Source organism: Rathayibacter sp. AY1H3 (genome assembly GCF_002932015.1).
This window is the reverse complement of record NZ_PSUU01000001.1, coordinates 33,369-55,146: the sequence shown is the minus strand read 5'-3', so window position 1 is coordinate 55,146 and position 21,778 is coordinate 33,369. Positions and strand designations below refer to the sequence as shown.

Here is a 21,778-nt window from a genome sequence, read left to right as displayed (position 1 = left end):
CGGGGGGAGTCCGCCCGTGCTGACCATCGGGATCGTCGCCCTCGATGCCTGGCACGCGGCTCCGCTCGAGCGCGCCTGGCGCCGCCAGGGACACCGCGTGGTCGTGGTGACCGGTGACCCGGAGGGGTTCAGCGGGGCGGAGCTCCGCCCCAGCGTGCTCGCCCGCTTCCTCGAGCCCGCCGGCCGGAGGGGCGCCGGGTCCGTCGGGCTCGCCGTCGTCACGCGCCGGTCCCGCCGACTGCTCGCCCCGGAGCGGCCCGACCTCGTGGTGGCTCTCCCTGGGACGGCCGTGGAGCTCGCCGGGCTCGCTCCGACGACCGTCCTCCTGGCCGACGACCTCCCGGCGCTCCCGCGCCTCCGGTTCGAGGAGGAGCGCCGCGGTGCTGTCGTCGTCACCCCGACGGAGCGGCTCGCGTCCGCCCTCGCGGGAACGGTCGTGACCCTGGGCCTGCCGGACGCGTCGTTCCCGACACCGTCCGCCCCCGACGGGCCCCTCCGCTTCGCCGCCGTGGGAGCCTCCGGTCTCGACCGGGGCGCCGAGCGGCTCGATCTCCTCGCCCGGCTGGACGGCACCGAGTACGTCACCGTGATCGACGACGGCGGCGGGATCGCCGACGACCTCGCATCGGGGCTGCGCTCCGTCGGCGAGCAGGACCGCGACGGCGTCGTCGAGGTGCTCCGCCACTCCCACACGTACGCCCATCTGACGCCGTCGACGACCGGCGCGGCCGCCGGACTCGACGCGCTGGCGAGCGGGCTGCCGGTCCTCGCGATCGAGTCGAGCGTCCTGGCCGATCTCTGCGCGGCGGGGGCGGGCGTGGTCCTCTCCGACGACGCGACGCGCGAGGAGTACGAGGACGCCCTCCACCGGCTCCGACGCGAGTGGACGGCTCTCTCCCGGGGGGCCGCCGAGCTCGCGCGGGAGCGCCCGTGGTCCGTCGCGGCCAAGGAGATCCTCGCCCTCGCGGAGGGACGCGTCCGTGTCGCCTGAACCGGTCCCGGCTGTCGGCGCCTCCGCCGACGCGATGCTGCGGAACGCCGTCGCCCTGCGCCTGGCCGCCGTGCTGGTGCAGTACAGCCTGCGGACGCACGGCGTCCGCAGCCTCGTGGTGAAGGGCGAGGGTCTGCACCGCCAGGGGATCCGCGCGCCGATGACGTCGGCCGACGTCGACCTCTGGGTCGACCCCGAGCGCTTCGACGAGGCTCTCGGGCTGCTCGCCTCGATGGGCTGGCGCCGCCGCGCCGAGGCTCTCAGCTGGACGCTCTTCGTCGACCACTCGATCACGCTCGTCCACCCCTCGTGGCCGTGTGACGTCGACGTCCACCGCTCCTTCCCGGGTGCCTTCGAGGAGGAGCGGATCGTCTTCGACCGTCTCTGGGCGGCCGCCGAGGATCTGCCGCTGAGCGACGAGACCCTGCGGATCCCCGGGCGCGCGCACCACCTCGTGCTGCACGCCCTGCACCAGCTGCGCAGCGCGCGCTCCGCCTCGGCGACCACGGCGCTGGCGGTTCTGAAGGCGCACGCCGCCGGCCTTCCGAGCGAGGAGCGCGAGGCGATCCGCGACGCGGCCGTCGAGCTCGGCGCGCAGACGCCGATGACGGAGCTCCTCACCTCCTGGGGAGTCCCCGCCGCGCCCGAGGAGCGCTACCGGCAGGCCCAGATGCTCTGGGACGTGCGCCGCAGCTCCGACCGGCACACCTTCAACTGGCTGCACGCCGTGGCGTCCGCTCCCTGGCACCTGAAGGGAGGCCTGCTGGTGAGAGCCGCCTTCCCCACCCGCGCGGATCTCGAGGCGAGCCATCCTGAGGCGACGACGGTCCGGCGTCGGCTCCGGCTCCGGGGGGAGCGGACCCTGCGGGCGCTCCGAGGCCTCCCCTCCGCCCTCACCGGTTTCGCCCGGGTGGCGCTGAGCGGCCGCAGCGAGGAGCAGGGCCCGGCGTCCTCGTTCGAGGCGATCGCGGAGGCCACGGCGCCGGCGAGCGACCTCCCGGCCTCGTCCGACCCCGCGGCGAGCGCCGTGCATCCGGTGGAGGCCTCCGCCGAGGCGCAGGGGGGCAGCGCGCCGCCGGCCCAGCGCTTCGCCGTCGAGCGCACGGACGGTCAGGTCTACGTGCTCGACCTGTCCCGCCCGTCGGTGCCCCCGATCGTGCTCTCGCTGAGCGCCGCCTCGGTCTTCGAGGCCGTGATCAGGCAGCGCCGGCCCCGGGACGAGGTCGTCGACCTCCTCGCCGATCACTACGACGTCGACCCCGGGACGATGGGCCGCGACGTCGACGCCGTCCTGGCCGAACTCGACGTCCGCTTCCCGGGCGCGGTTCCCGACGGGGCGCTCTCATGAGGGCAGCCCGTTCCCGTTCCCTGCGGATCCTGCACGTCCTCGACTCCTTCGAGGACGGGGGCGCGCAGCGTGTGGCCCTCTCCCTGTGTGCGTGGAGCCGCGAGCACGGCTGCGAGACCGCCTACTGGGGGCGTCCCGGGCCGCTCAGCGACCGCGCCGCGCAGGAGTCGCCCGTCTTCGTGGTGCCGAGACCCGGACAGGGCTTCGCGGCCGATCTGCGCGAGCTCGCACTCGCCGTCCGCCGGTTCCGCCCGCACGTCCTGCACGCCCACCAGCGCCGCGAGGCTCTGCTGGCCCTCCTCGTCGGCGCCGCGCTCGGTGTCCCCGTGGTCGAGCACGCGCACACCGAGCTGCCCGGGATCGACAGGCGAGCGCTCTCCTTCCGCTCCCGGCGGGTGTTCGCCGTCTCCGCCTCAGTGGGGCGGATGGTCGTCGAGGGCTACGGCCGCCCGCAGGATCGCGTCGTGGTCACCGGCAACGCCCCGGCGAACGTCACCGCGGAGCCCGCGAGCGCGCCGGAACTCGCCGAGCCGGTCGTCCGCGTCCTCGGCATCGGGCGGCTCGCGGAGCAGAAGGACCCGGTCCGCTTCCTCGCGGCCGTCGAGGCCCTCGCCCGGGTCCGGCCCGTCACCGGCACCTGGCTCGGCGACGGTCCGATGCTGCCGGTGCTGCGCGAGCGCGCCCGGGGAGCCGGAGTGGTCGACTTCGCCGGTCCGTCGGCGGACGTGACCGGAGCGCTGGACGCGGCGCATCTCCTCCTGTCGACCTCGCGGTGGGAGGGGACTCCGCTCGTGATGCTGGAGGCGATGGCCCGCCGTCGCCCGGTCGTGGCGACCGACGTCGGCGGTGTGGGTGAGCTGCTCGCCGACGGTCGGGGCCTCCTGCTCCCCGCCGACGCCGACGGGGAGCGGATCGCCGAGCTCCTCGCCGCCGCTCTGGAGCGACCCGAGGGGCTCCTGATGCAGGCCGACCGCGCGAAGGCGTGGGTGGACGAGGCCGCCTCGCCCGACGCCGTCTTCGGCCCCGTCGTCGCCGCCTACCGCGAGCTCGGGGGCCGACGGTGAGCGGGGGCGTGCACTCGGTGACCGTCGTGGCTCCCTGCTACAACGCGATCGCCCGGCTCGACGGCTTCCTCGCGCGGCTCGCACTCACTCTCGGACCGGGGACGCGGGTCGTCCTCGTCGACGACGCGTCCTCGGACGGCACGGCGGAGGTGCTCGAGAAGTGGGCCGAGGGACGCGAGGACGCCCGGGTCCTGCTCCTCGAGCAGAACGGCGGCGTCGCTGCCGCCCGGAACCGCGCCCTCGACGGCATCGACTCCGAGTTCGTCTGGTTCGTGGACGTCGACGACGAGTGGGACACGGAGATCCTGCGGACCCTCACCGCCGAGGCCGAGCGGACGGCGGCCGACGTCGTCGTCTGCCGGGCGCTCTACCGCACCCGGCAGTCGACCTCCGGACGTGTGATCGACGGCCTCGACCGGCGCGAACTGGTCTCGTCCGAACTCGCTCTCGAGCGGATGGCGTCCGGGCGCCTGCACGGCTTCCTCTGGAACAAGCTCCTCCGCCGCGCCGTCCTGCAGGAGGAGCTCTTCCCGCGCTTGAGCTCCCAGTCCGACTTCGTCGGCGTGCTGCGGGCCGTCCAGGCGGCGGAACGGGTGCTCTTCGTGCCGGAGATCCTCTACTCCTACGTCCACACGGCGTCCTCGATCACCCGTCGGCGCGACCCGGACCTCCGGAACCTCCTGGTCTGCGCCGAGGAGATGCGCGCGGCGCTCGCCCGTACGTTCGAGGAGGTGCCGCGCCCGCTGTCGGACTGGTTCACGACCTGGTTCTACGCCGTCCCCGTCGCGCTCACCCCGATCCGCCAGAACTCCGACGCGGCGCTCGTCGAGACCGGCGTCCGGCTCGGGTCCGAGGCGCTGCGCGACGTCCGCGTGCTCCGCTCCGCGCGGTCGCCGCGGCTGCTCGTCCTGGGGCTGGTGCTCAAGCACGTCCCCGCCGCCTTCACGGCGCTCAGCCGGATCCTCTACGCCGTGCACGACACCCGCCGCCGGCTCTCCGATCGGAGGAGCACCCGGTGGACGACGTGACCGTCCCCGTGCAGGCGGCCGCGACCGGCCCCTTCCGCACACCAGCTCCGTTCCCTCCCTCCCGCACCGACCCCCGAGGAGCACCGGCATGACCTCCTACATCACCGGCCGCATCGAGCGGATGCCGGCCAGCATCACCACGCTCGACGAGGCGGCGGAGGCCGTGCTCGAGCTGTCCCGGAGCGGCCGCGACGAGCTGGTCGTCACGCCGAACACCGACCACTTCGTGCGCTGGAAGCACTCCGGCGAGTTCCGGCGGTACTACGGCCGGGCGTCCCTCGTGGTGCTCGACGGGGCGCCTCTGGTCTGGCTGGCCCGCTCGTACGGCCACCGCACGGCGAGCCGCGTGACGGGCATCGACCTCTTCACCGAGGTCTGCCGCCGCGCGGCGCTCGAGGGTGCGCCGGTCGCTCTCATCGGCGGACGCCCCGGAGTCGGCGATCGCGCAGCCGCCGAGCTGCAGCAGCGCTTCGCCGGGCTCCAGGTTCCGGTCGTCCTCTCGCCGGAGCCGGCCGAGCTCGCGGACGACGCCTACCTCGCCCGCCTCTCCTCGACTCTGCGCACGGCAGACGTCCGCATCGTCGCGCTCTGCCTCGGCTCCCCCAAGCAGGAGGAGGTTCGCGAGCGCCTGCTCGCCGTCGGCGGCACGGGAGCGGTCTGCCTCGGCGTCGGCGCGGCCGTGGACTTCCTCGCCGGCGAGATCCCGCGGGCGCCGCTCGTGGTGCAGCGCCTCGGTCTCGAGTGGGCGCACCGGCTCAGCCGGGAGCCCGGCAGGCTCTGGCGGCGCTATCTGGGCGACGCCGTGCGGGTGCTGCCGAGCGTGGTCGCGGCCCTCCGCTACCGGGTGCGCCGTGCCGTCCGCTGAGCACGCGGGCGGCGTCGCCGGCGAGAGGCCGCTGGTCCTGGTCTGGAAGCGCGCGTGGCTGCAGGACTCCGAGACGTTCGTCCGCAATCAGATGCACGGACTCGAGCGCTGGCGCGCCCTCGGAGTGGGCCTCGAGCGCACCGGCTCGGGCGTCCTCCACGACCGCACGGACATCGTCCTGCACGATCCGATCACCCCTCGCGGGCGGCGGTCCCTCCTCCTGCGGTGGCTCGGAGTGTCACGACGGCTCGACGCGATCGTCGATGAGCACCGGCCCGCCCTCATCCATGCGCACTTCCTCATCGACGCCGTCTTCATCGCGCGGTACGCACGGAGGAGGCGCCTCCCGCTCGTCGTGACGGGGCACGGCTACGACGTGACCAGCTGGCCGCTCGCGACCGGAGCTCCGCGCCTGCTCCGCCCCCTCGCCCGAGCTCACCGCGCCCTCGAGGCCCGCGCCGTCTTCCGCACCGCGCTCGCGGTGATCGGGGTCTCCCGCTTCATCACCGACGGGCTCCTGCGCCTGGGGGCGGACCCGCGGCGCACCGGAGTGGGCTACATCGGCGTCCCGACCTCCCGCCCCGAGGCCGCACCGGCTGCGGAGCGCGCGGGAATCGTCTTCGTCGGACGCCTCACCGACAAGAAGGGCGTTCCGGATCTGCTCGAGGCGGTCGCCGCCCTCCCCGGACCGATCCGCGACGTCCCCCTGACCGTCGTCGGCGACGGCCACCTGCGGGAGGCGCTCGTCGAGCAGGCGGCGCGGCTGGGCCTGCAGGTGACCTTCACCGGCTCCCTGCCCCCCGCCGAGGTCGCCCGCATCCTCGCCGGCGCCGCGGTCTTCTGCGCACCGTCGCGGACCGCGGCGACAGGCGACTCCGAGGGCTTCGGCATGGTCTTCCTCGAGGCCGCGCTCGCAGGCGTCCCTGTCGTCTCGTACCGCCACGGCGGCGTCCCGGAGGCGGTCCAGGACGGCGTCACCGGGCTGCTCGTCCCGGAGGGGGACGTGCCCGGCCTGACCGGGGCGCTCGCCGCCCTGCTCCGGGACCCGGACCGCGCGGAGCGGATGGGCGCGGAGGGGCGGGAGCGCGTGCTCGCCTCGTTCGACCTCGCCGAGCGGATCCGCGACCTCGAGGACCTCTACGACCGGGCGGCCGGCCGATCGATGCCGACGACGACGGACGGAGATCGCGGATGAGCCGCGCCGAGCACCGCGCCGACGATCCACGACCGGACCTCCGTCCGGCCTCCGCCGGGCGGGAGAGGTGAGCCTGCGCCGGAGCACCGTCGACGCGACCGCCTGGACGGCGGTCTCGTTCGCCGTCGCGCTCGTCGTGCAGCTCGGGCAGTTCGCGCTCCTGGCGAGACTGCTGGACCCCTCCGAGATGGGGATCATCGCGATCGTCGCGCTGCTCAACGCGTTCGTCGACATCTTCCTCGGAATGGGGGTCGCCCAGGCGATCATCCAGCGCCGGCGGGCGACCAGCTTCGAGCTCTCGTCGGTCTTCTGGCTCAACCTCTCCGTCGGGCTGCTGGTCACCGTCGCCGTCCTCCTGGGCGCCGCACCGATCGCCTCCCTGCTCGGGTCCGCCGCCGCGGCGCCGGTCCTCACCGTCGCCTCGCTCGTGTTCGTGGGCAGCGCAGCCGGGCAGGTGCCGAGAGCGGTGCTCGAGAAGGGGATCCGGTTCCGAGCGGTCGCCGTGTCCGAGACGATCGCTCTCGTCGGCGGCTTCGCCGTGACGGTCTGCCTCGCGGTCTCTGGAGCAGGGGCGCTTTCCTACGCGTGGGGGCTCGTCGCGACCGCGGCTCTGCGCTCCGTGCTCGCCCTCGTGCAGGCTCGGCGCTGGTTCCGACTGCGATTCCGGTTCCGGATCCGCGAGACCGCCCGCTTCCTCTCCTTCGGCGTCTTCCAGACCCTCGACGGCATCGTCAACTACCTGGGCTCGAACGCCGGCTCGCTCGCGATCGGCCGCCTGCTCGGACCGGCCCAGCTGGGCGGGTACACCCTGGGATACAACCTCGCCGTGAACCTCCCCGCGAGGGTCAACCCGATCGTGACGCGGGTGATGTTCCCGGTGTTCTCCTCGATCCAGCACGACCGTGAGCGCGTCGCGCGGAACCACCTCCGCGTCACCGCGGTGCTCAGCATGGCGAGCATCCCGCCGCTGATGCTGGTGGCGCTGCGCTCCGAGGAGATCGTGCGACTGTTCTACGGACCCGGCTGGGGCTGGATCGCGGGCATGACGAGCGCGCTGACGGTGGTGGGCGCGGTGCGGGCGATCGGCAATCCGGTCGGCTTCATCCTGATGGCGATGGACCGGGTGCGGTTCGGGCTGATCGTGAACATCGTGAAGACCGCGATCACGATCCCGATGATCGTCGGCGGGGGAGTGCTGTTCGGACTCGACGGCTTGATCGGCGGGCTGCTGCTCTCGAGCGCTCTCGGCTTCGCCGTCACCTGCGCCGTGCTGCGGGTGGTGCTCGGAGTGCGCCTCGGCGCGTTCCTGCGCGCGTGCGCCGCGGGGCCGCTGCTCGCCGCACCGATGGCGATCGTGCTGCTCCTGCTCCGCCTGCTCCCCGAGGGCGCGCCCCTGCGGCTGCTCCCGGTGGAGCTGGCGCTCGCGGGCCTCGTGCTGGGAGCGACCGCCCTCCTGACGCCGGGGCGCGACATCGCCGAGGCGCGATCGCTCGTCCTGTCGCGACTGCCCGCCCGGCTCCGGCTCGGCTCCGCCGCCCCGGTCGAGGTCGCCGTTGTGCTGGCCGCCGAGGAGCTCTTCGACGGCAGCGGGGGAGCCAGGGCGACCTGGGTCCGCGAGACGGTGTTGCGGGTCTCGGTCCGGTTCGCCGTGCTCGCGACGTGGTCGTCGGCGTCACCGGGCGTGGACGTCCGGCCGCACCGCCTGTACCGGCGGATCTACGCGGTCCAGCGGCGCGCGGCACTCCTCCTGGCGCGTCGGCGCGACAGCGACCCGGGCGCCGAGCTGCGTCGGCTGTCCTTCGGTGGCCGCTTCTGGCTGCTGGTGCTCGCTCCGTCGCTGCGCCGTGTCCCGACGGTCTGGATCCACAACCGCCCCCGCTACGCCGTGCGCCTGCGCCGCCTGGGCTACCGGGGGCGGATCGTCGCACACCTGCACAACGACCTGCTCGATCACCTGCCACCCGATCCCGCCGCCGCCCGGCGCTACCTCGACGCGGTCGACGAGTGGATCTTCTGCAGCGAGTTCCTGCGCGCCCGGGCGGTCGACCGGTACGGCCTGATCGCCACAGCCGTCCTGTACAACGGGGTCGTCCCTCCGCCCGAGGTCCCGCCAGCGCCGCTCGGCGGTACTGCGGAGGCGGTCTTCGCCGGGAGGCTGGTGGCCGAGAAGGGAGCCCGCGAGGCCGTCGAGATCGTGAGGCGGATGCGGACCGAGCACGGCGCCGATCTGCGGCTGGTCATCGCCGGCGCATCGGGCCTCGGGGACGACGCGACGCCCACCCCGTACGTCCGAGCGCTCGACGAGGCGGTCGCCGCCCTGCCCGGCGTCGTGCGCCGGCTCCCGTTCCTCCGGCACGAGGACCTGCTGGAGCTGTTCGGCTCCTCGGCGCTCCTGCTCTACCCCTGCCGCTGGGACGAGCCGTTCGGGATGGTGGTGGTGGAGGCGCTCTCGCGGGGGATCCCCGTCGTGACGGTCGAGCGCGGAGGCCTCCCCGAGATCCTGCGCACCTCCGACGGAGTGGTCGACGGATCCGTCCTCGTCCCGCCGGGCACGGAGGAGGAGGTCGCGGACGCCGTCCTCGCGGAGCTCCCCGCCCTCATCGCCTCGCTGCGCGATTCCCCGCGACGCGCGGAGGTCGCTGCGGCGTCGCGGCGCCGAGCGGCGGACTTCGGCTGGCCGGGCATCGCCCGCCGCGCGGACGAGCTGCTGGCAGACCCCCGTGGCTGAGGCGCGGGGCCGCCGCGCGCACGCGGATCGACGTTCCGCGCCAAGCCCGTCGAGGCTCGTGCCGCGCGATTAGTGTCGGCGCGACATGCCACCTGCATCCCCTCTCCCGCCCGCGTCCGCCGACGCCACCGCCTCTCCCGTGCTGCTCGATCCGCCTCCCGCCCCGGACCGGCGCCCGCGGACGACCCTCCCGCCGCGAGAGGTCGGCCCGTCGTCCCGGAATCGGCGCGCCGCTCCTCCGCTCCGCCAGACGGAGGCCGCCACCAGCACCTCCGCGGAACGGCTCTGACATGGGCCGCCACGCCGACGACGCCCTCCTCCGCCGCCCGACCGCCTCTCGTCCCTCCGTCATCGCCGCGACCCGCGTCACCGACGCTCCGGAGACCCGCGGGCGGCCGTCGCGCGCGCCGGCGGATCCCGCTCAGCGGCGGCACGAGCGGATCGTCCTCGTCTTCCTCGCGGTGCTCCTGGCGCTGAGCGTCGTGCAGCTCTACACCCTGGGCCCCGTCACCGCTCCGGTCGCCTGGAGCCTGCTCTTCCTCCCGTACTCCGTGGCGCGGCTGTTTGGCGGGAGGATTGACCGGTTCGTGGTCATGTTCCTGCTCGTGATCGCCGGCACCCTCTTCGCGCTCACCTACTCCGGAGCACGCGCGGCCGCGCTGCGCGACGTGGTCTCCGTCGTCTCCTTCCTCACTCCGTACCTGGCCGTCCGCGGGCTCGGCGACGGCGCCTGGCGTGTCGTCGGCCGCGCCCTCAACTGGGCGGCGCCCGTGTTCCTCCTCCAGGTGACGCTCACGATCCTCTTCCAGCTCGATCCCGTGCAGGAGACCGCCTACCTCCGGTGGCCGGAAGCGGTGCTGTTCTCCGACATCTACGTGCGGGACATCTTCACGACGTTCTTCAACAACGTCCTGCAGGAGAAGTCGGGAGGGTTCTTCCTCAACGGCAACATCGCCTCGATGTACATGGCCACGACCGGCGCGCTGGCCTTCGCCGTCTGGAGACGGCAGCGGGGGAGTCTCCTCCTGCTCGTCGCCGTCGCCGGGCTGGTCGGCGCCCTCTTCACGCTGTCCAAGACCGCGATCGTCCTCGCGATCGTCCTGCCCCTGCTGGTCGCCGCGATCCGCGGACTCAAGGGACGCAGCCTCGGTCCGGTCGCCTGGATGATCACCATCCCCTCCGGGATCACGGCCGTGTACGCCGTCGCCGTGTCCTTCCCGCAGCTGGCGGAGGCGGGCGTGCTCACGCTCGGGGCCCGCGGCGACTTCCTGCGCCTGGCTGCGAGCGCGTTCCCCGACAACTGGCTGCTGGGGCTGGGGTACGGCGGATGGCAGGAGCTGTGGCTGGCGCGCGGGTCGCAGTTCACCCAGCACAGCGAGCCGCGCCCGCCTCACAACCTCCTCGTCACCGCGTGGACCAACGGCGGGCTCCTGATCGCGCTCCCCGTCATCGCGTTCCTCCTCCTCGCCACCGTCGCCGTCGTGCGCCTGCTCCTCCGGGTCGCCCGGAACGAGGCCGTCGCCGTCGGGGCGCTCGCCGTCGCCGTCCTCTGGACGTTCCTGCACGGGATGGCCGACAACACCACCTGGTTCGGCGATCAGCACTCGCTCGCGACGCTCGCCGTCTCCGTGGCGCTCGTGGGCGTCCTGTCGGCGGAGGCGCCCGCCACGCCGGGCCGAGTGCCTCACGGAAGCGCTCCGGCGGCCTCGGCCGGCGCGGGTCGGGCGCCGCTGCGACGGCCGCCGAGCCCCGGCCTCGGGCGGCGCTGACGCGACCGCCGCGCCGCAGCCGGTCCGGACACGGACCGCGCCGGTATCATCGACCCGTTATGGCACGCATCTACGACTGCTCCGTCGACACGGACCTCCTGACCGGCACCCGTCTCGCGCGGACGGCCATCGGCCGCGGCGAGCTCGTGGTGATCCCCACCGACACCGTCTACGGCGTCGCGGCCAACGCGTTCGACGCCGCCGCGGTCCAGCGCCTGCTCGACGCGAAGGGACGGACGAGGCAGTCGCCGCCGCCCGTCCTGATCGGGGACGTGGCCGCCCTCGACGCCCTCGCCGAGAACGTGCCGGAGGCGGTGCGCGACCTCGCGCGCGAGTTCTGGCCCGGCGGGCTCACCATCGTCCTGCACGCCCAGCCCTCACTGGTCTGGGACCTGGGCGAGACGCGCGGGACCGTGGCGCTGCGCATGCCGGACAACCCGGTGACGATCGAGCTCCTCGCCGAGACCGGCCCGCTGGCGGTCTCCTCCGCCAATCGCACGGGGCAGCCCTCGGCCACGACCGCACAGGAGGCGTTCGACCAGCTCGGCGACTCCGTCGACGTCTATCTCGACGCCGGCGCCGCCGGATCGCGCTACAGCGACCGCCCCGCGGGCGCCAGCGAGTCCTCGACGATCGTCGACGCGACAGCGCTGAGCTTCGAGGGCGGCACCCTGCGCATCCTGCGCCAGGGCGTCGTGTCGGCCGAGCGGATCCGCGAGGTCGTCGGAGACCTGCTGCCGGATCCGGACGCGCCTCGTGCCGAGACGTCGGAGCCCGACGCCTCCACGGCCGGCGCGGCGCAGGCCGGGTACCAGCAGGAGCCCGCCGAGACCGCGACCGGCAGCGACCCGTACGCCTTCGAGCGGACCCCGACCGCGCGCCCCGACTGGGCCTCCGGCGCCCGCCTGCAGGACGACTCCGCGCCCGGCGACTCCGCGCCCGTCGATTCCGCCGATGCGCCGGACACGGGCTCGTCGAGCACGAACGCGCCGACGCCCAACACCGGCACCGGCGCCGCCCGCACCGACTCCGCTCCGGGTGAGTAACCGGTGATCACCTTCGCCCTCGTCTCGCTCGCGGTCGCGCTCGTGACCGGAGCGCTGTCGTGGGTCATCTGGAAGCTGAGCCTGAAGTACCGGCTCTACCCGAAGATCCGCGTCAGGGACATGCACACGCGGCCGACCCCCCGCCTGGGCGGCATCGCGATGTTCCTCGGGATCCTCGTCGGCTTCGGCATCGCCTCCCAGCTGCCCTACTTCCGGCTGGTGTTCGCCAATCCCGAGCCGATCCTCGCGATCCTCGGCGCGAGCCTGCTCATCGTCCTCATCGGCGTCGCCGACGACATCTGGGACCTGGACTGGAGCACGAAGCTGGCCGGTCAGCTGATCGCCGCCGGCCTGATCGCCTGGAAGGGCGTGCAGATCGTCTCCCTGCCGATCGGCGGCCTGACCGTCGGCTCGCCGTGGATGTCGCTGATCATCACCGTGCTCGCGATCGTCCTGGTCACCAACGCTCTCAACTTCATCGACGGCCTCGACGGCCTCGTGGCGGGCGTCGCCCTGATCGCCAACGGGGTCTTCTTCCTCTACAGCTACCTGCTGGTGCAGCAGACCTCGCCCACCGACTACTTCAACCTGGCCTCGCTCATCGCGGTCCTGCTCGTCGGCGCCTGCGCCGGATTCCTCCCCATCAACTGGCGTCCGGCGCGGATGTTCATGGGCGACAGCGGCGCACTGCTGATCGGGATGCTGATGGCCACCTCCGCGATCGCGGTCACCGGCCAGATCGACCCGGCCCAGCTCGCGGCGAAGGAGCTCCTGCCCGCGTTCATCCCGATCATCCTGCCGTTCGCGATACTCGTGGTGCCGCTGATGGACTTCGGCCTCGCTGTGATCAGGCGCCTGCGCGCGGGAAAGTCGCCGTTCAGCGCCGACCGGAAGCACCTGCACCACCGCCTGCTCGACATGGGGCACTCCCATCTGCACGCCGTGCTGATCTTCTACGCGTGGACCGCCGTCGTCGCCGTCAGCTGCCTGCTGATGTTCGTGGTCGACGTGCTGTGGGTCCCGCTCGTCTTCCTCGGAGTCGGTCTGCTGGTCTGCACCGTCGTCACGCTCGCCCCGCTCAGCCGCCGCAAGCGGCTCGAGGCGGCGGCGCAGTCCGCGGAGGCCTCACCCGTCCTCGACCCCCTCGACCGCGCGTCCTCGACGGAGCTGCTCCGTCCGCCGGCCGGACTCCCGATCGACCGGGACACGACAGCGCCGACCACGGCGCGGAAGGAAGCATCATGACCGGAGCCTCCCCGGCCACCCCCCGTCCGCAGCCCGCGTCCGTCCCCGTCCTGCGCCGCGCGCTGGTCGTGGGCGGCCTCTTCGTGCTCGCCCTGGCCGTTCTCGGCACCGTCGTCGGCGGGATCGCCGCCGGGGGAGAGGGCGCGATCGGAGCCCTCCTCGGCGCGATCGTCGGCGGCGTGATGGTGCTCCTCACCGCCGCGAGCATCCTCGTCGCCAACCGCCTCGACATCGGCGGGTTCTTCGCCGTCGTCCTCGGCACGTGGCTCGCCAAGTTCGTGCTGTTCGTGATCGCCGCCCTGGTCCTGCGCGATCAGCCGTGGCTGAACAGCACCGCGATGTTCGTCACGATCATCGTCGCCGTCCTGGGGTCCCTGGTGATCGACGTCCTCGTCGTCTCGCGCTCGCGCATGCCGAACGTCAGCGACATCGCTCGATGAGGACGAGCCGAACGGTTCCTGAGAGGACCACGATTCGGCTCTCAGGCCGTTCTGTTGCTACAGTAGGGACGAATCCCGCAGGCGAACGTGTCCTCAGATCGTCTCATCGTTGATGGCGGTCGTCGAGCACGATCGCCGTCCGAGCGGAAAACCCCACCTTTCGTCGTCGCGAGAGCGTTGCGTCCGAATGATTCGATTCGGTCGGCTGCAACGTGCCACGCCCCGAATTCCAGGAGCTAGCGCTGTTTGCTAACGCTGTGACCCTGTTGGTCTCGTCCTCGACCGGTGAGAGTGACTTCCACACCCCGTCGATCTCCGAGTTCTTCCCGCCCGGTTTCCTCTTCGAGGGAACCCCTTTCGAGATCAACCGCGTCATGCTGGTCCGCTTCATCGCGGTCATCGCACTGATGCTGTTCTTCTGGCTCGGGACGCGCAAGCTGCGCCTCGTCCCCGGCCGCTTCCAGAACGTCGTCGAGCTCGCGTTCGACTTCGTCCGCGTCACCATCGCCAAGGACATCCTCGGCGAGAAGGACGCGCGCCGGTTCCTCCCGATCCTCGTGACGATCTTCTTCGCGATCATCTCGATGAACCTGACCGGCATCGTCCCGTTCCTGAACATCGCGGGGACCTCCGTGGTGGGCATGCCGCTCTTCCTCGGCCTGGTCGCCTACGTGACGTTCATCTACGCGGGCATCAAGGACCGGGGGATGGGCTTCTTCAAGAACGCCCTGTTCCCGCCCGGAGCGCCGTTCCTGATCTACTTCATCCTCACGCCGATCGAGCTGCTGCAGACGTTCATCATCCGTCCGCTCTCGCTCGCACTGCGGCTCGTGATGAACATGATCGTCGGCCACCTCCTGCTAGTGCTGTGCTTCTCGGCCACGCAGTTCTTCCTCTTCAGCTCCCAGATCGACCCGGGCTTCAAGCTCTTCGGCGTCGTGACCTTCGCCTTCGGCGGTGCGTTCACGCTCTTCGAGCTCCTCGTCGCCGTGCTGCAGGCCTACATCTTCACCCTCCTCGCTGCGGTCTACATCCAGTTGGCCGTCGCCGAGGAGCACTGACCCCACTACTCACGGGCTCCCGCCCGTTCTCACGATCACCCCACTGAAAGGACCCACTCGTGGACTCAGTCACCGTTCTCGCCGAACTCACCGGCAACATCGCGACGGTCGGTTACGGCCTCGCAGCGATCGGCCCCGGCATCGGTGTCGGCATCGTCGCGGGCAAGACCGTCGAGGCCATGGCGCGCCAGCCCGAGATGGCCGGCCGCCTCCAGACCACGATGTTCCTCGGCATCGCGTTCACCGAGGTGCTCGCGCTCATCGGCCTCGCCACCTACTTCATCTTCGCGGCGTAGTCGTGTTCAGCACCGCTGTGAACATCGCTGCGGAAGAAGGTGACGTCCCCGCGGTCATTCTGATCCCGGAGTTCTACGACTTCTTCTGGTCGGGGGTGATCTTCCTCATCCTGCTGTTCTTCTTCTGGAGGCTGGTCCTGCCGCGCCTGCAGAAGATGCTCGACGCGCGCTCCGCCGCGATCGAGGGGAACATCGCGAAGGCCGACGAGGCCCAGCGACAGGCCGAGGCCGCCCTCGAGAAGTACACCGCCCAGCTGGCCGAGGCCCGCGCCGAGGCCGGAGTGATCCGTGAGAAGGCGAACGCCGACGGCAACGCGATCGTGGCGGCGAAGAAGGAGCAGGCGCAGGTCGAGGCCGAGCGCATCCTCCACAACGCGCACGCCCAGATCGAGGCGGACCGTCAGGCCGCCGTGGTCTCGCTCCGCTCCGAAGTCGGAACCCTCGCCATCGACCTCGCCTCCGGCGTGATCGGCGAGAGCCTCAACGACGACGCGAAGGCGTCCGCGATCGTGGACCGCTTCCTCGCCGACCTCGAGGCCTCGGAGAAGGCGAACAACTGATGGGCAGCGCGTCCAGGCAGGCACTCGCATCGGCGAAGGCGGAGCTCTCCGCCCTCGCCGGTCAGGCGTCCCTCGACACGGCCCAGCAGCTCTTCGAGGCCGCACGGGTCATCGACGGCCAGGCGCAGCTGCGCGCGGCCCTCGCCGACCCGAGCGCCGACTCGAGCAGCAAGCAGGCTCTCGTCGCCCGCGTGTTCGGTCCCTTCGGCGAGCCGGCCAAGCGCCTGCTCACCGTGATCGTCGGCCACCGCTGGTCGAGCCCGAGCGACATGGTCGCCGGGGTCGAGGAGGTCGGGGTCCGCGCGATCGCGTCGTCCGCTCCGGAGGGCGTCAACCTCGAGAAGGAGCTCCACTCCTTCGGCGAGGTCGTCGCCTCCGACGCCCAGCTCGAGCTCGCGCTCGGCAGCAAGCTCGCCGCCGCCGACTCGAAGGTCGCGCTCGTGCAGCGCCTCCTCGAGGGCAAGGCCGCGGCCGAGACGCTGGCGATCCTCCGGCAGCTGATCGCGCACCCGCGCGGTCGCCGCATCCCGGAGCTCGTCCGCTTCGCAGCAGGCGTGGTCGCCGACCAGGGCGGGTTCATCCTCGCCACGGTCTCGGTCGCCGCACCGATCGCCCCCGAGCAGCTCGACCGGCTCCGCTCGGCGCTCACGCGCCAGTACAGCCGACCGGTCTCCGTCAACGTCGTGGTCGATCCCTCCCTCCTGGGCGGGATGCGCCTGCACGTCGGCGACGAGGTCATCGACGGAACCGTCTCCGCACGGCTGTCCGACCTGAAGCTCCAGCTCGCGTCCTGACGGGCGCACGTATCCTCAGAGGGCACTGCCCTCGACCCCCGCACCATCCAGGTCAGGCCCCGACGACCTCTTCGGCTCGCACGGACCCAACGAATAGGAATTCCCATGGCAGATATCACCATCAGCCCGGATGAGATCCGCGACGCGCTGAAGGACTTCGTCTCGTCGTACGAGCCGGGCAAGGCCTCCACCACCGAGGTCGGCTACGTCATCGACGCCGCCGACGGCATCGCCCACGTCGAGGGCCTCCCCGGCGTCATGGCCAACGAGCTCATCCGCTTCTCCAACGGTGTCCTGGGCCTGGCCCAGAACCTCGACGAGAACGAGATCGGCGTCGTCGTCCTCGGCGAGTTCTCCGGCATCGAGGAGGGCATGGAGGTCACCCGCACCGGCGAGGTCCTCTCGGTCCCCGTCGGCGACGGCTACCTCGGCCGCGTCGTCGACCCGCTCGGCAACCCGATCGACGGACTCGGCGAGATCGCCTCCGAGGGCCGCCGCGCCCTCGAGCTCCAGGCTCCCGGCGTCATGTCGCGCAAGTCGGTCCACGAGCCGCTGCAGACCGGCATCAAGGCCATCGACGCGATGATCCCGGTCGGCCGCGGCCAGCGCCAGCTCATCATCGGCGACCGCCAGACCGGCAAGACGGCCATCGCGATCGACACGATCATCAACCAGAAGGCCAACTGGGAGTCGGGCGACACGAACAAGCAGGTCCGCTGCATCTACGTCGCCATCGGCCAGAAGGGCTCGACCATCGCCTCGGTGAAGGGCGCGCTCGAGGACGCCGGAGCGATGGAGTACACGACCATCGTCGCGTCCCCCGCCTCCGACCCCGCCGGCTTCAAGTACCTCGCCCCCTACACCGGCTCGGCCATCGGCCAGCACTGGATGTACGGCGGCAAGCACGTCCTGATCATCTTCGACGACCTGTCGAAGCAGGCCGAGGCCTACCGCGCCGTGTCGCTCCTCCTGCGCCGCCCGCCGGGACGCGAGGCGTACCCGGGTGACGTCTTCTACCTGCACTCCCGTCTGCTGGAGCGCTGCGCGAAGCTGTCCGACGAGCTCGGCGCCGGCTCGATGACCGGTCTCCCGATCATCGAGACCAAGGCGAACGACGTCTCGGCCTACATCCCGACTAACGTGATCTCGATCACCGACGGCCAGATCTTCCTCCAGTCCGACCTCTTCAACGCCAACCAGCGTCCCGCGGTCGACGTGGGCATCTCGGTCTCGCGGGTCGGCGGCGACGCGCAGGTCAAGTCGATCAAGAAGGTCTCCGGCACGCTGAAGCTCGAGCTGGCGCAGTACCGCTCGCTCGAGGCCTTCGCGATGTTCGCCTCCGACCTCGACGCCGCCTCGCGCCGTCAGCTCGCCCGCGGCGCCCGCCTCACCGAGCTGCTCAAGCAGCCGCAGTACTCGCCGTACCCCGTCGAGGAGCAGGTCGTCTCGATCTGGGCCGGAACGAACGGCAAGCTCGACGAGGTCCCGGTCCCCGAGGTGCTGTGCTTCCAGCGCGCGCTGCTGGACTACCTGGGCCGCAACACCCAGGTGCTGAGCACCCTCCGCGACACCAACGTGCTCTCCGACGACACCGTCGGCGAGCGCAACCGTGCCGTCGACGGCTTCAAGCTGGAGTTCCAGACCGGTGAGGGCAAGCCGCTCGCCTCGGTCGGGCGCGAGGAGCACCAGGCCATCGCGGCCGACGAGGTCGGCCAGGAGAAGATCGTCAAGGGCCGTCGCTGACCAGCGGCACCCCGACGATTCGCCACTTTTAGGACAACAGGAGACACATGGGAGCGCAACTCCGGGTCTACCGGTCGAAGATCCGCTCGGCCCAGACGACCAAGAAGATCACTCGGGCCATGGAGCTGATCTCGGCCTCGCGCATCCAGAAGGCGCAGAACCGCGTCGCTGCCGCGGCGCCTTACTCGAACGCGATCACGCGCGCCGTGTCCGCTGTCGCGACCTACTCGAACGTGGAGCACCCGCTCACGACCGAGCGCGAGAAGCTGGACACGGCCGCGATCGTGATCTTCACCTCCGACCGCGGCCTCGCCGGCGCGTTCTCCTCGAGCGTGCTCAAGGAGGCCGAGGAGCTGGCCGCGCTGCTGCGCAGCGAGGGCAAGGAGGTCGTCTTCTACCTGGTCGGCCGCAAGGCGAACGCGTACTTCTCGTTCCGGAAGCGGGCCAGCGTCCGCGTCTGGACGGGCGGCACCGACCAGCCCGTGTTCGAGACGGCGAAGGAGATCGCGGACGCGGTCGTCGAGTCGTACAACCTCGATGACGAGGAGGGCGGCGTGGACGAGATCCACCTCGTCTACAACCGCTTCGTCAGCATGGTCACCCAGCAGCCGACCGTCGTCCGGCTGCTGCCGCTCGAGGTCGTCGAGGGCGCCGAGGAGCAGAACAGCGAGCTGTACCCGCTCTACGAGTTCGAGCCCGACCCCGAGACGGTCCTCGACCGCCTCCTGCCCGTGTACGTCGAGAGCCGCATCTTCAACGCGATGCTGCAGTCGGCGGCCTCGGAGCACGCGGCACGCCAGAAGGCCATGAAGTCGGCGAGCGACAACGCGGACACGCTGATCAAGACCTACACGCGTCTCGCCAACAACGCCCGCCAGACCGAGATCACGCAGCAGATCGCCGAGATCGTCGGCGGCGCCGACGCCCTGTCCTCCTCCAAGTAAGAGGGCTCCGCTCCACACAGTTTCGACTCCGCCCTCCGGGAGCGGTGAGACCACAGAAGGAAGTAGCAATGACACTGACCGCACCTGAGGCGGCGACCGGGACGTCGGGCGGGGCCATCGGCCGCATCGCCCGCGTCACCGGCCCCGTCGTTGACATCGAGTTCCCCCACGACGCGATCCCCGAGGTCTACAACGCGCTCTACACGCACGTCGAGGTCGAGGGCGTCTCGAGCAAGCTGACCTTCGAGGTCGCGCAGCACCTGGGCGACGACCTCGTCCGGGCCATCTCCCTGAACCCCACCGACGGACTCGTCCGCGGCCAGGAGGTCCACGACACCGGCCTGCCGATCTCGGTCCCGGTCGGCGACGTGACCAAGGGCAAGGTCTTCAACGTGATCGGCGAGGTGCTCAACGCCGACGCCGACGGGAAGATCAACGGAGAGTCGTTCGAGATCACCGAGCGCTGGCCGATCCACCGCAAGCCCCCGCAGTTCGACCAGCTCGAGTCCAAGACCGAGCTGTTCGAGACCGGCATCAAGGTCATCGACCTGCTCACTCCGTACGTGCAGGGCGGCAAGATCGGCCTGTTCGGCGGCGCGGGCGTCGGCAAGACCGTCCTCATCCAGGAGATGATCCAGCGCGTCGCGCAGGACCACGGTGGAGTGTCCGTGTTCGCCGGCGTCGGCGAGCGCACCCGTGAGGGCAACGACCTCATCGCCGAGATGGAGGAGGCGGGCGTCTTCGACAAGACCGCTCTCGTCTTCGGCCAGATGGACGAGCCGCCGGGAACGCGTCTGCGCGTCGCCCTGTCGGCCCTGACCATGGCGGAGTACTTCCGCGATGTGCAGAAGCAGGACGTGCTGCTCTTCATCGACAACATCTTCCGCTTCACGCAGGCCGGCTCGGAGGTGTCGACCCTGCTGGGCCGCATGCCCTCCGCGGTGGGCTACCAGCCGAACCTCGCCGACGAGATGGGTGTGCTCCAGGAGCGCATCACCTCGACGCGCGGACACTCGATCACCTCGCTGCAGGCGATCTACGTCCCCGCCGACGACTACACCGACCCGGCGCCGGCGACCACCTTCGCCCACCTCGACGCGACCACCGAGCTCTCCCGTGAGATCGCGTCGAAGGGCCTCTACCCGGCCGTCGACCCGCTCACGTCCACCTCGCGAATCCTCGACCCCCGCTACCTGGGCGCCGACCACTACCGCGTGGCGACGAACGTGAAGCAGATCCTGCAGAAGAACAAGGAGCTGCAGGAGATCATCGCGATCCTCGGTGTCGACGAGCTGTCGGAGGAGGACAAGATCACGGTGTCGCGTGCGCGCCGGATCCAGCAGTTCCTCTCGCAGAACACCTACATGGCGAAGAAGTTCACCGGTGTCGAGGGATCGACCGTCCCGCTGAAGGACACGATCGAGTCGTTCGACGCGATCACCAAGGGCGAGTTCGACCACGTGGCCGAGCAGGCGTTCTTCAACGTCGGCTCGATCTCGGACGTCGAGGAGAAGTGGACCCAGATCCAGAAGGAGAACGGCTGATCATGGCCGGGACCCTGAAGGTCAGCGTCGTGTCCGCGAACGCCGAGGTGTGGTCCGGAGAGGCGAAGCAGCTCACGGCTCGCACGGTCGAGGGCGAGATCGGCATCCTCGCCGGCCACGAGCCGATGCTCGCGATCCTCGCCACCGGCGAGGTGCGCGTCACGGCCCTGGACGGCACGCGTCTCACCGCGCAGGCCGACGACGGCTTCCTGTCCGTCGAGAACGACGTGGTGACCGTGGTCGCCCGTCAGGCATCGCTGGTCTAGTACACCGCCGCTCACCGCGGCACGGAGGGGCCGGACGATCATCGCGATCGTCCGGCCCCTTCGTCGTGCCGCCCGTCCCTCTTCTCCGAAGGAGTCCTGTGCACGTCCTGCTGCCACCGTCCGAGACGAAGCGCGACGGCGGCGACGAGCCGTTCGTGCTCGAGTCGCTCGCCTTCCCCGAGCTCCACGCGAAGCGGCGCGAGCTGGCGGAGGCGCTGATCGCGCTGGCCGGGGACCGCGAGCTCTCGGCCCGGGCGCTGAAGCTCGGTCCGCGTCAGCTCGGCGAGATCGATCGCAACGCGGCGCTCGCGACCGCGGCAGGCCTCCCCGCGGTCGACCGCTTCGACGGGGTGCTCTTCGATGCGCTCGACGCGCGCAGGCTCGATCCCGGTGCACGGGAGGTGCTCGGTCGGACGGCGATCGTGCAGTCCGCGCTCTGGGGGCCGATCCGCGCCCTCGACCTGATCCCTGCATACCGTCTGTCCCACGACTCCCGCGTCCCGGGGAGGTCGCTCAAGCGCTGGTGGGCAGCGGAGGCCGGGCGGGTGCTGAGCGCGCTCGACGGGCTCGTCCTCGATCTGCGGAGCGAGGCGTACGCGGCGCTCGGACCGGTTCCCGCGGGCGAGGGGCGGTTCTTCGTCCGCGTCCGCTCGCGCGGGGCCGACGGCGCACTCCGGTCGCTGAACCACTTCAACAAGCAGGGCAAGGGACGCTTCGTCAGGGCGCTGGCGGAGGACCGGGTGGCGACGGAGTCGCTCGGCGAGCTCTCGGCGTGGGCGGCCGGGCGCGGGTTCCTGCTCGCCGAGAACCGGCACACGGGAGAGCTCGACCTCGTCGTGCCGGAGTCGTAG

20 protein-coding genes are annotated in these 21,778 nt (G+C 71.5%); all 20 read left to right on the top strand.

Features of this window, described 5'->3' with window-relative positions; genetic code table 11:
* Positions 1 to 16 precede the first annotated feature (16 nt).
* The 20 genes from C5C33_RS00250 (at position 17) to C5C33_RS00155 (ending at position 21,778) form a co-directional block, all read left to right on the top strand.
* Complete coding sequence (locus tag C5C33_RS00250) at positions 17 to 991, top strand: hypothetical protein (protein ID WP_104260111.1); 975 nt, start codon at positions 17 to 19, stop codon at positions 989 to 991.
* Entirely contained in the window at positions 981 to 2,339 is a 1,359-nt protein-coding gene (locus C5C33_RS00245) for a PqqD family peptide modification chaperone (RefSeq protein WP_104260110.1), read from the top strand. The genes C5C33_RS00250 and C5C33_RS00245 overlap by 11 nt, the downstream gene beginning before the upstream one ends.
* Entirely contained in the window at positions 2,336 to 3,403 is a 1,068-nt protein-coding gene (locus C5C33_RS00240) for a glycosyltransferase family 4 protein (RefSeq protein WP_104260109.1), read from the top strand. The genes C5C33_RS00245 and C5C33_RS00240 overlap by 4 nt, the downstream gene beginning before the upstream one ends.
* Positions 3,404 to 3,411: 8 nt before the next feature.
* On the top strand, positions 3,412 to 4,431 hold the full coding sequence (locus tag C5C33_RS00235) for a glycosyltransferase family 2 protein (protein ID WP_181136161.1): 1,020 nt from the start codon (positions 3,412 to 3,414) through the stop codon (positions 4,429 to 4,431).
* Positions 4,432 to 4,519: 88 nt separating this feature from the next.
* Positions 4,520 to 5,296, top strand: coding sequence for a WecB/TagA/CpsF family glycosyltransferase (locus C5C33_RS00230; protein WP_104260107.1), 777 nt, complete (start codon positions 4,520 to 4,522; stop codon positions 5,294 to 5,296).
* Positions 5,283 to 6,491 carry a glycosyltransferase gene (locus tag C5C33_RS00225; protein ID WP_104260106.1) on the top strand — a complete coding sequence of 403 codons (1,209 nt, stop codon included), beginning with the start codon at positions 5,283 to 5,285 and terminating at the stop codon, positions 6,489 to 6,491. The genes C5C33_RS00230 and C5C33_RS00225 overlap by 14 nt, the downstream gene beginning before the upstream one ends.
* 67 nt (positions 6,492 to 6,558) lie before the next feature.
* Entirely contained in the window at positions 6,559 to 9,219 is a 2,661-nt protein-coding gene (locus C5C33_RS00220; RefSeq protein ID WP_104260105.1) for an MOP flippase family protein, read from the top strand.
* 290 nt (positions 9,220 to 9,509) lie between these two features.
* Positions 9,510 to 10,988, top strand: coding sequence for an O-antigen ligase (locus C5C33_RS00215; protein ID WP_104260104.1), 1,479 nt, complete (start codon positions 9,510 to 9,512; stop codon positions 10,986 to 10,988).
* A 59-nt stretch (positions 10,989 to 11,047) separates the two neighbouring features.
* Positions 11,048 to 12,034, top strand: coding sequence for an L-threonylcarbamoyladenylate synthase (locus C5C33_RS00210; protein WP_104260103.1), 987 nt, complete (start codon positions 11,048 to 11,050; stop codon positions 12,032 to 12,034).
* A gap of 3 nt (positions 12,035 to 12,037) precedes the next feature.
* Positions 12,038 to 13,279, top strand: coding sequence for an MraY family glycosyltransferase (locus tag C5C33_RS00205; protein ID WP_181136160.1), 1,242 nt, complete (start codon positions 12,038 to 12,040; stop codon positions 13,277 to 13,279).
* Complete coding sequence (locus C5C33_RS00200) at positions 13,276 to 13,719, top strand: hypothetical protein (RefSeq protein ID WP_104223021.1); 444 nt, start codon at positions 13,276 to 13,278, stop codon at positions 13,717 to 13,719. The genes C5C33_RS00205 and C5C33_RS00200 overlap by 4 nt, the downstream gene beginning before the upstream one ends.
* 257 nt (positions 13,720 to 13,976) lie before the next feature.
* On the top strand, positions 13,977 to 14,780 hold the full coding sequence (atpB, locus tag C5C33_RS00195) for a F0F1 ATP synthase subunit A (RefSeq protein WP_068254016.1): 804 nt from the start codon (positions 13,977 to 13,979) through the stop codon (positions 14,778 to 14,780).
* A gap of 59 nt (positions 14,781 to 14,839) precedes the next feature.
* Complete coding sequence (locus C5C33_RS00190) at positions 14,840 to 15,076, top strand: ATP synthase F0 subunit C (protein ID WP_055794702.1); 237 nt, start codon at positions 14,840 to 14,842, stop codon at positions 15,074 to 15,076.
* A gap of 2 nt (positions 15,077 to 15,078) precedes the next feature.
* The gene (locus C5C33_RS00185; protein ID WP_244229449.1) at positions 15,079 to 15,636 is read left to right on the top strand and encodes a F0F1 ATP synthase subunit B; all 558 of its coding nucleotides are present in this window, start codon (positions 15,079 to 15,081) and stop codon (positions 15,634 to 15,636) included.
* Positions 15,636 to 16,430 (top strand): F0F1 ATP synthase subunit delta, encoded by a 795-nt coding sequence (locus C5C33_RS00180; RefSeq protein ID WP_104232703.1) that lies wholly within the window; start codon positions 15,636 to 15,638, stop codon positions 16,428 to 16,430. Before C5C33_RS00185 ends, C5C33_RS00180 begins: the two co-directional genes overlap by 1 nt.
* Before the next feature lie 105 nt (positions 16,431 to 16,535).
* Positions 16,536 to 18,173, top strand: coding sequence for a F0F1 ATP synthase subunit alpha (gene atpA / locus C5C33_RS00175; protein ID WP_104260102.1), 1,638 nt, complete (start codon positions 16,536 to 16,538; stop codon positions 18,171 to 18,173).
* 47 nt (positions 18,174 to 18,220) lie between these two features.
* The gene (locus tag C5C33_RS00170; RefSeq protein WP_104223024.1) at positions 18,221 to 19,117 is read left to right on the top strand and encodes a F0F1 ATP synthase subunit gamma; all 897 of its coding nucleotides are present in this window, start codon (positions 18,221 to 18,223) and stop codon (positions 19,115 to 19,117) included.
* A gap of 68 nt (positions 19,118 to 19,185) precedes the next feature.
* Positions 19,186 to 20,661 carry a F0F1 ATP synthase subunit beta gene (gene atpD / locus C5C33_RS00165; protein ID WP_104223025.1) on the top strand — a complete coding sequence of 492 codons (1,476 nt, stop codon included), beginning with the start codon at positions 19,186 to 19,188 and terminating at the stop codon, positions 20,659 to 20,661.
* Between the two features lie 2 nt (positions 20,662 to 20,663).
* Entirely contained in the window at positions 20,664 to 20,927 is a 264-nt protein-coding gene (locus tag C5C33_RS00160) for a F0F1 ATP synthase subunit epsilon (RefSeq protein ID WP_104223026.1), read from the top strand.
* 98 nt (positions 20,928 to 21,025) lie between these two features.
* The gene (locus C5C33_RS00155; RefSeq protein ID WP_104260101.1) at positions 21,026 to 21,778 is read left to right on the top strand and encodes a YaaA family protein; all 753 of its coding nucleotides are present in this window, start codon (positions 21,026 to 21,028) and stop codon (positions 21,776 to 21,778) included.

Coding starts and splice junctions, on each gene's coding strand:
- C5C33_RS00170 (WP_104223024.1), top strand. CDS start 18,221: ATGGGAGCGCAACTCCGGGTCTACCGGTCGAAGATCCGCTCGGCCCAG.
- C5C33_RS00200 (WP_104223021.1), top strand. CDS start 13,276: ATGACCGGAGCCTCCCCGGCCACCCCCCGTCCGCAGCCCGCGTCCGTC.
- C5C33_RS00180 (WP_104232703.1), top strand. CDS start 15,636: ATGGGCAGCGCGTCCAGGCAGGCACTCGCATCGGCGAAGGCGGAGCTC.
- C5C33_RS00230 (WP_104260107.1), top strand. CDS start 4,520: ATGACCTCCTACATCACCGGCCGCATCGAGCGGATGCCGGCCAGCATC.
- C5C33_RS00240 (WP_104260109.1), top strand. CDS start 2,336: ATGAGGGCAGCCCGTTCCCGTTCCCTGCGGATCCTGCACGTCCTCGAC.
- C5C33_RS00210 (WP_104260103.1), top strand. CDS start 11,048: ATGGCACGCATCTACGACTGCTCCGTCGACACGGACCTCCTGACCGGC.
- C5C33_RS00215 (WP_104260104.1), top strand. CDS start 9,510: ATGGGCCGCCACGCCGACGACGCCCTCCTCCGCCGCCCGACCGCCTCT.
- atpA (WP_104260102.1), top strand. CDS start 16,536: ATGGCAGATATCACCATCAGCCCGGATGAGATCCGCGACGCGCTGAAG.
- C5C33_RS00160 (WP_104223026.1), top strand. CDS start 20,664: ATGGCCGGGACCCTGAAGGTCAGCGTCGTGTCCGCGAACGCCGAGGTG.
- atpD (WP_104223025.1), top strand. CDS start 19,186: ATGACACTGACCGCACCTGAGGCGGCGACCGGGACGTCGGGCGGGGCC.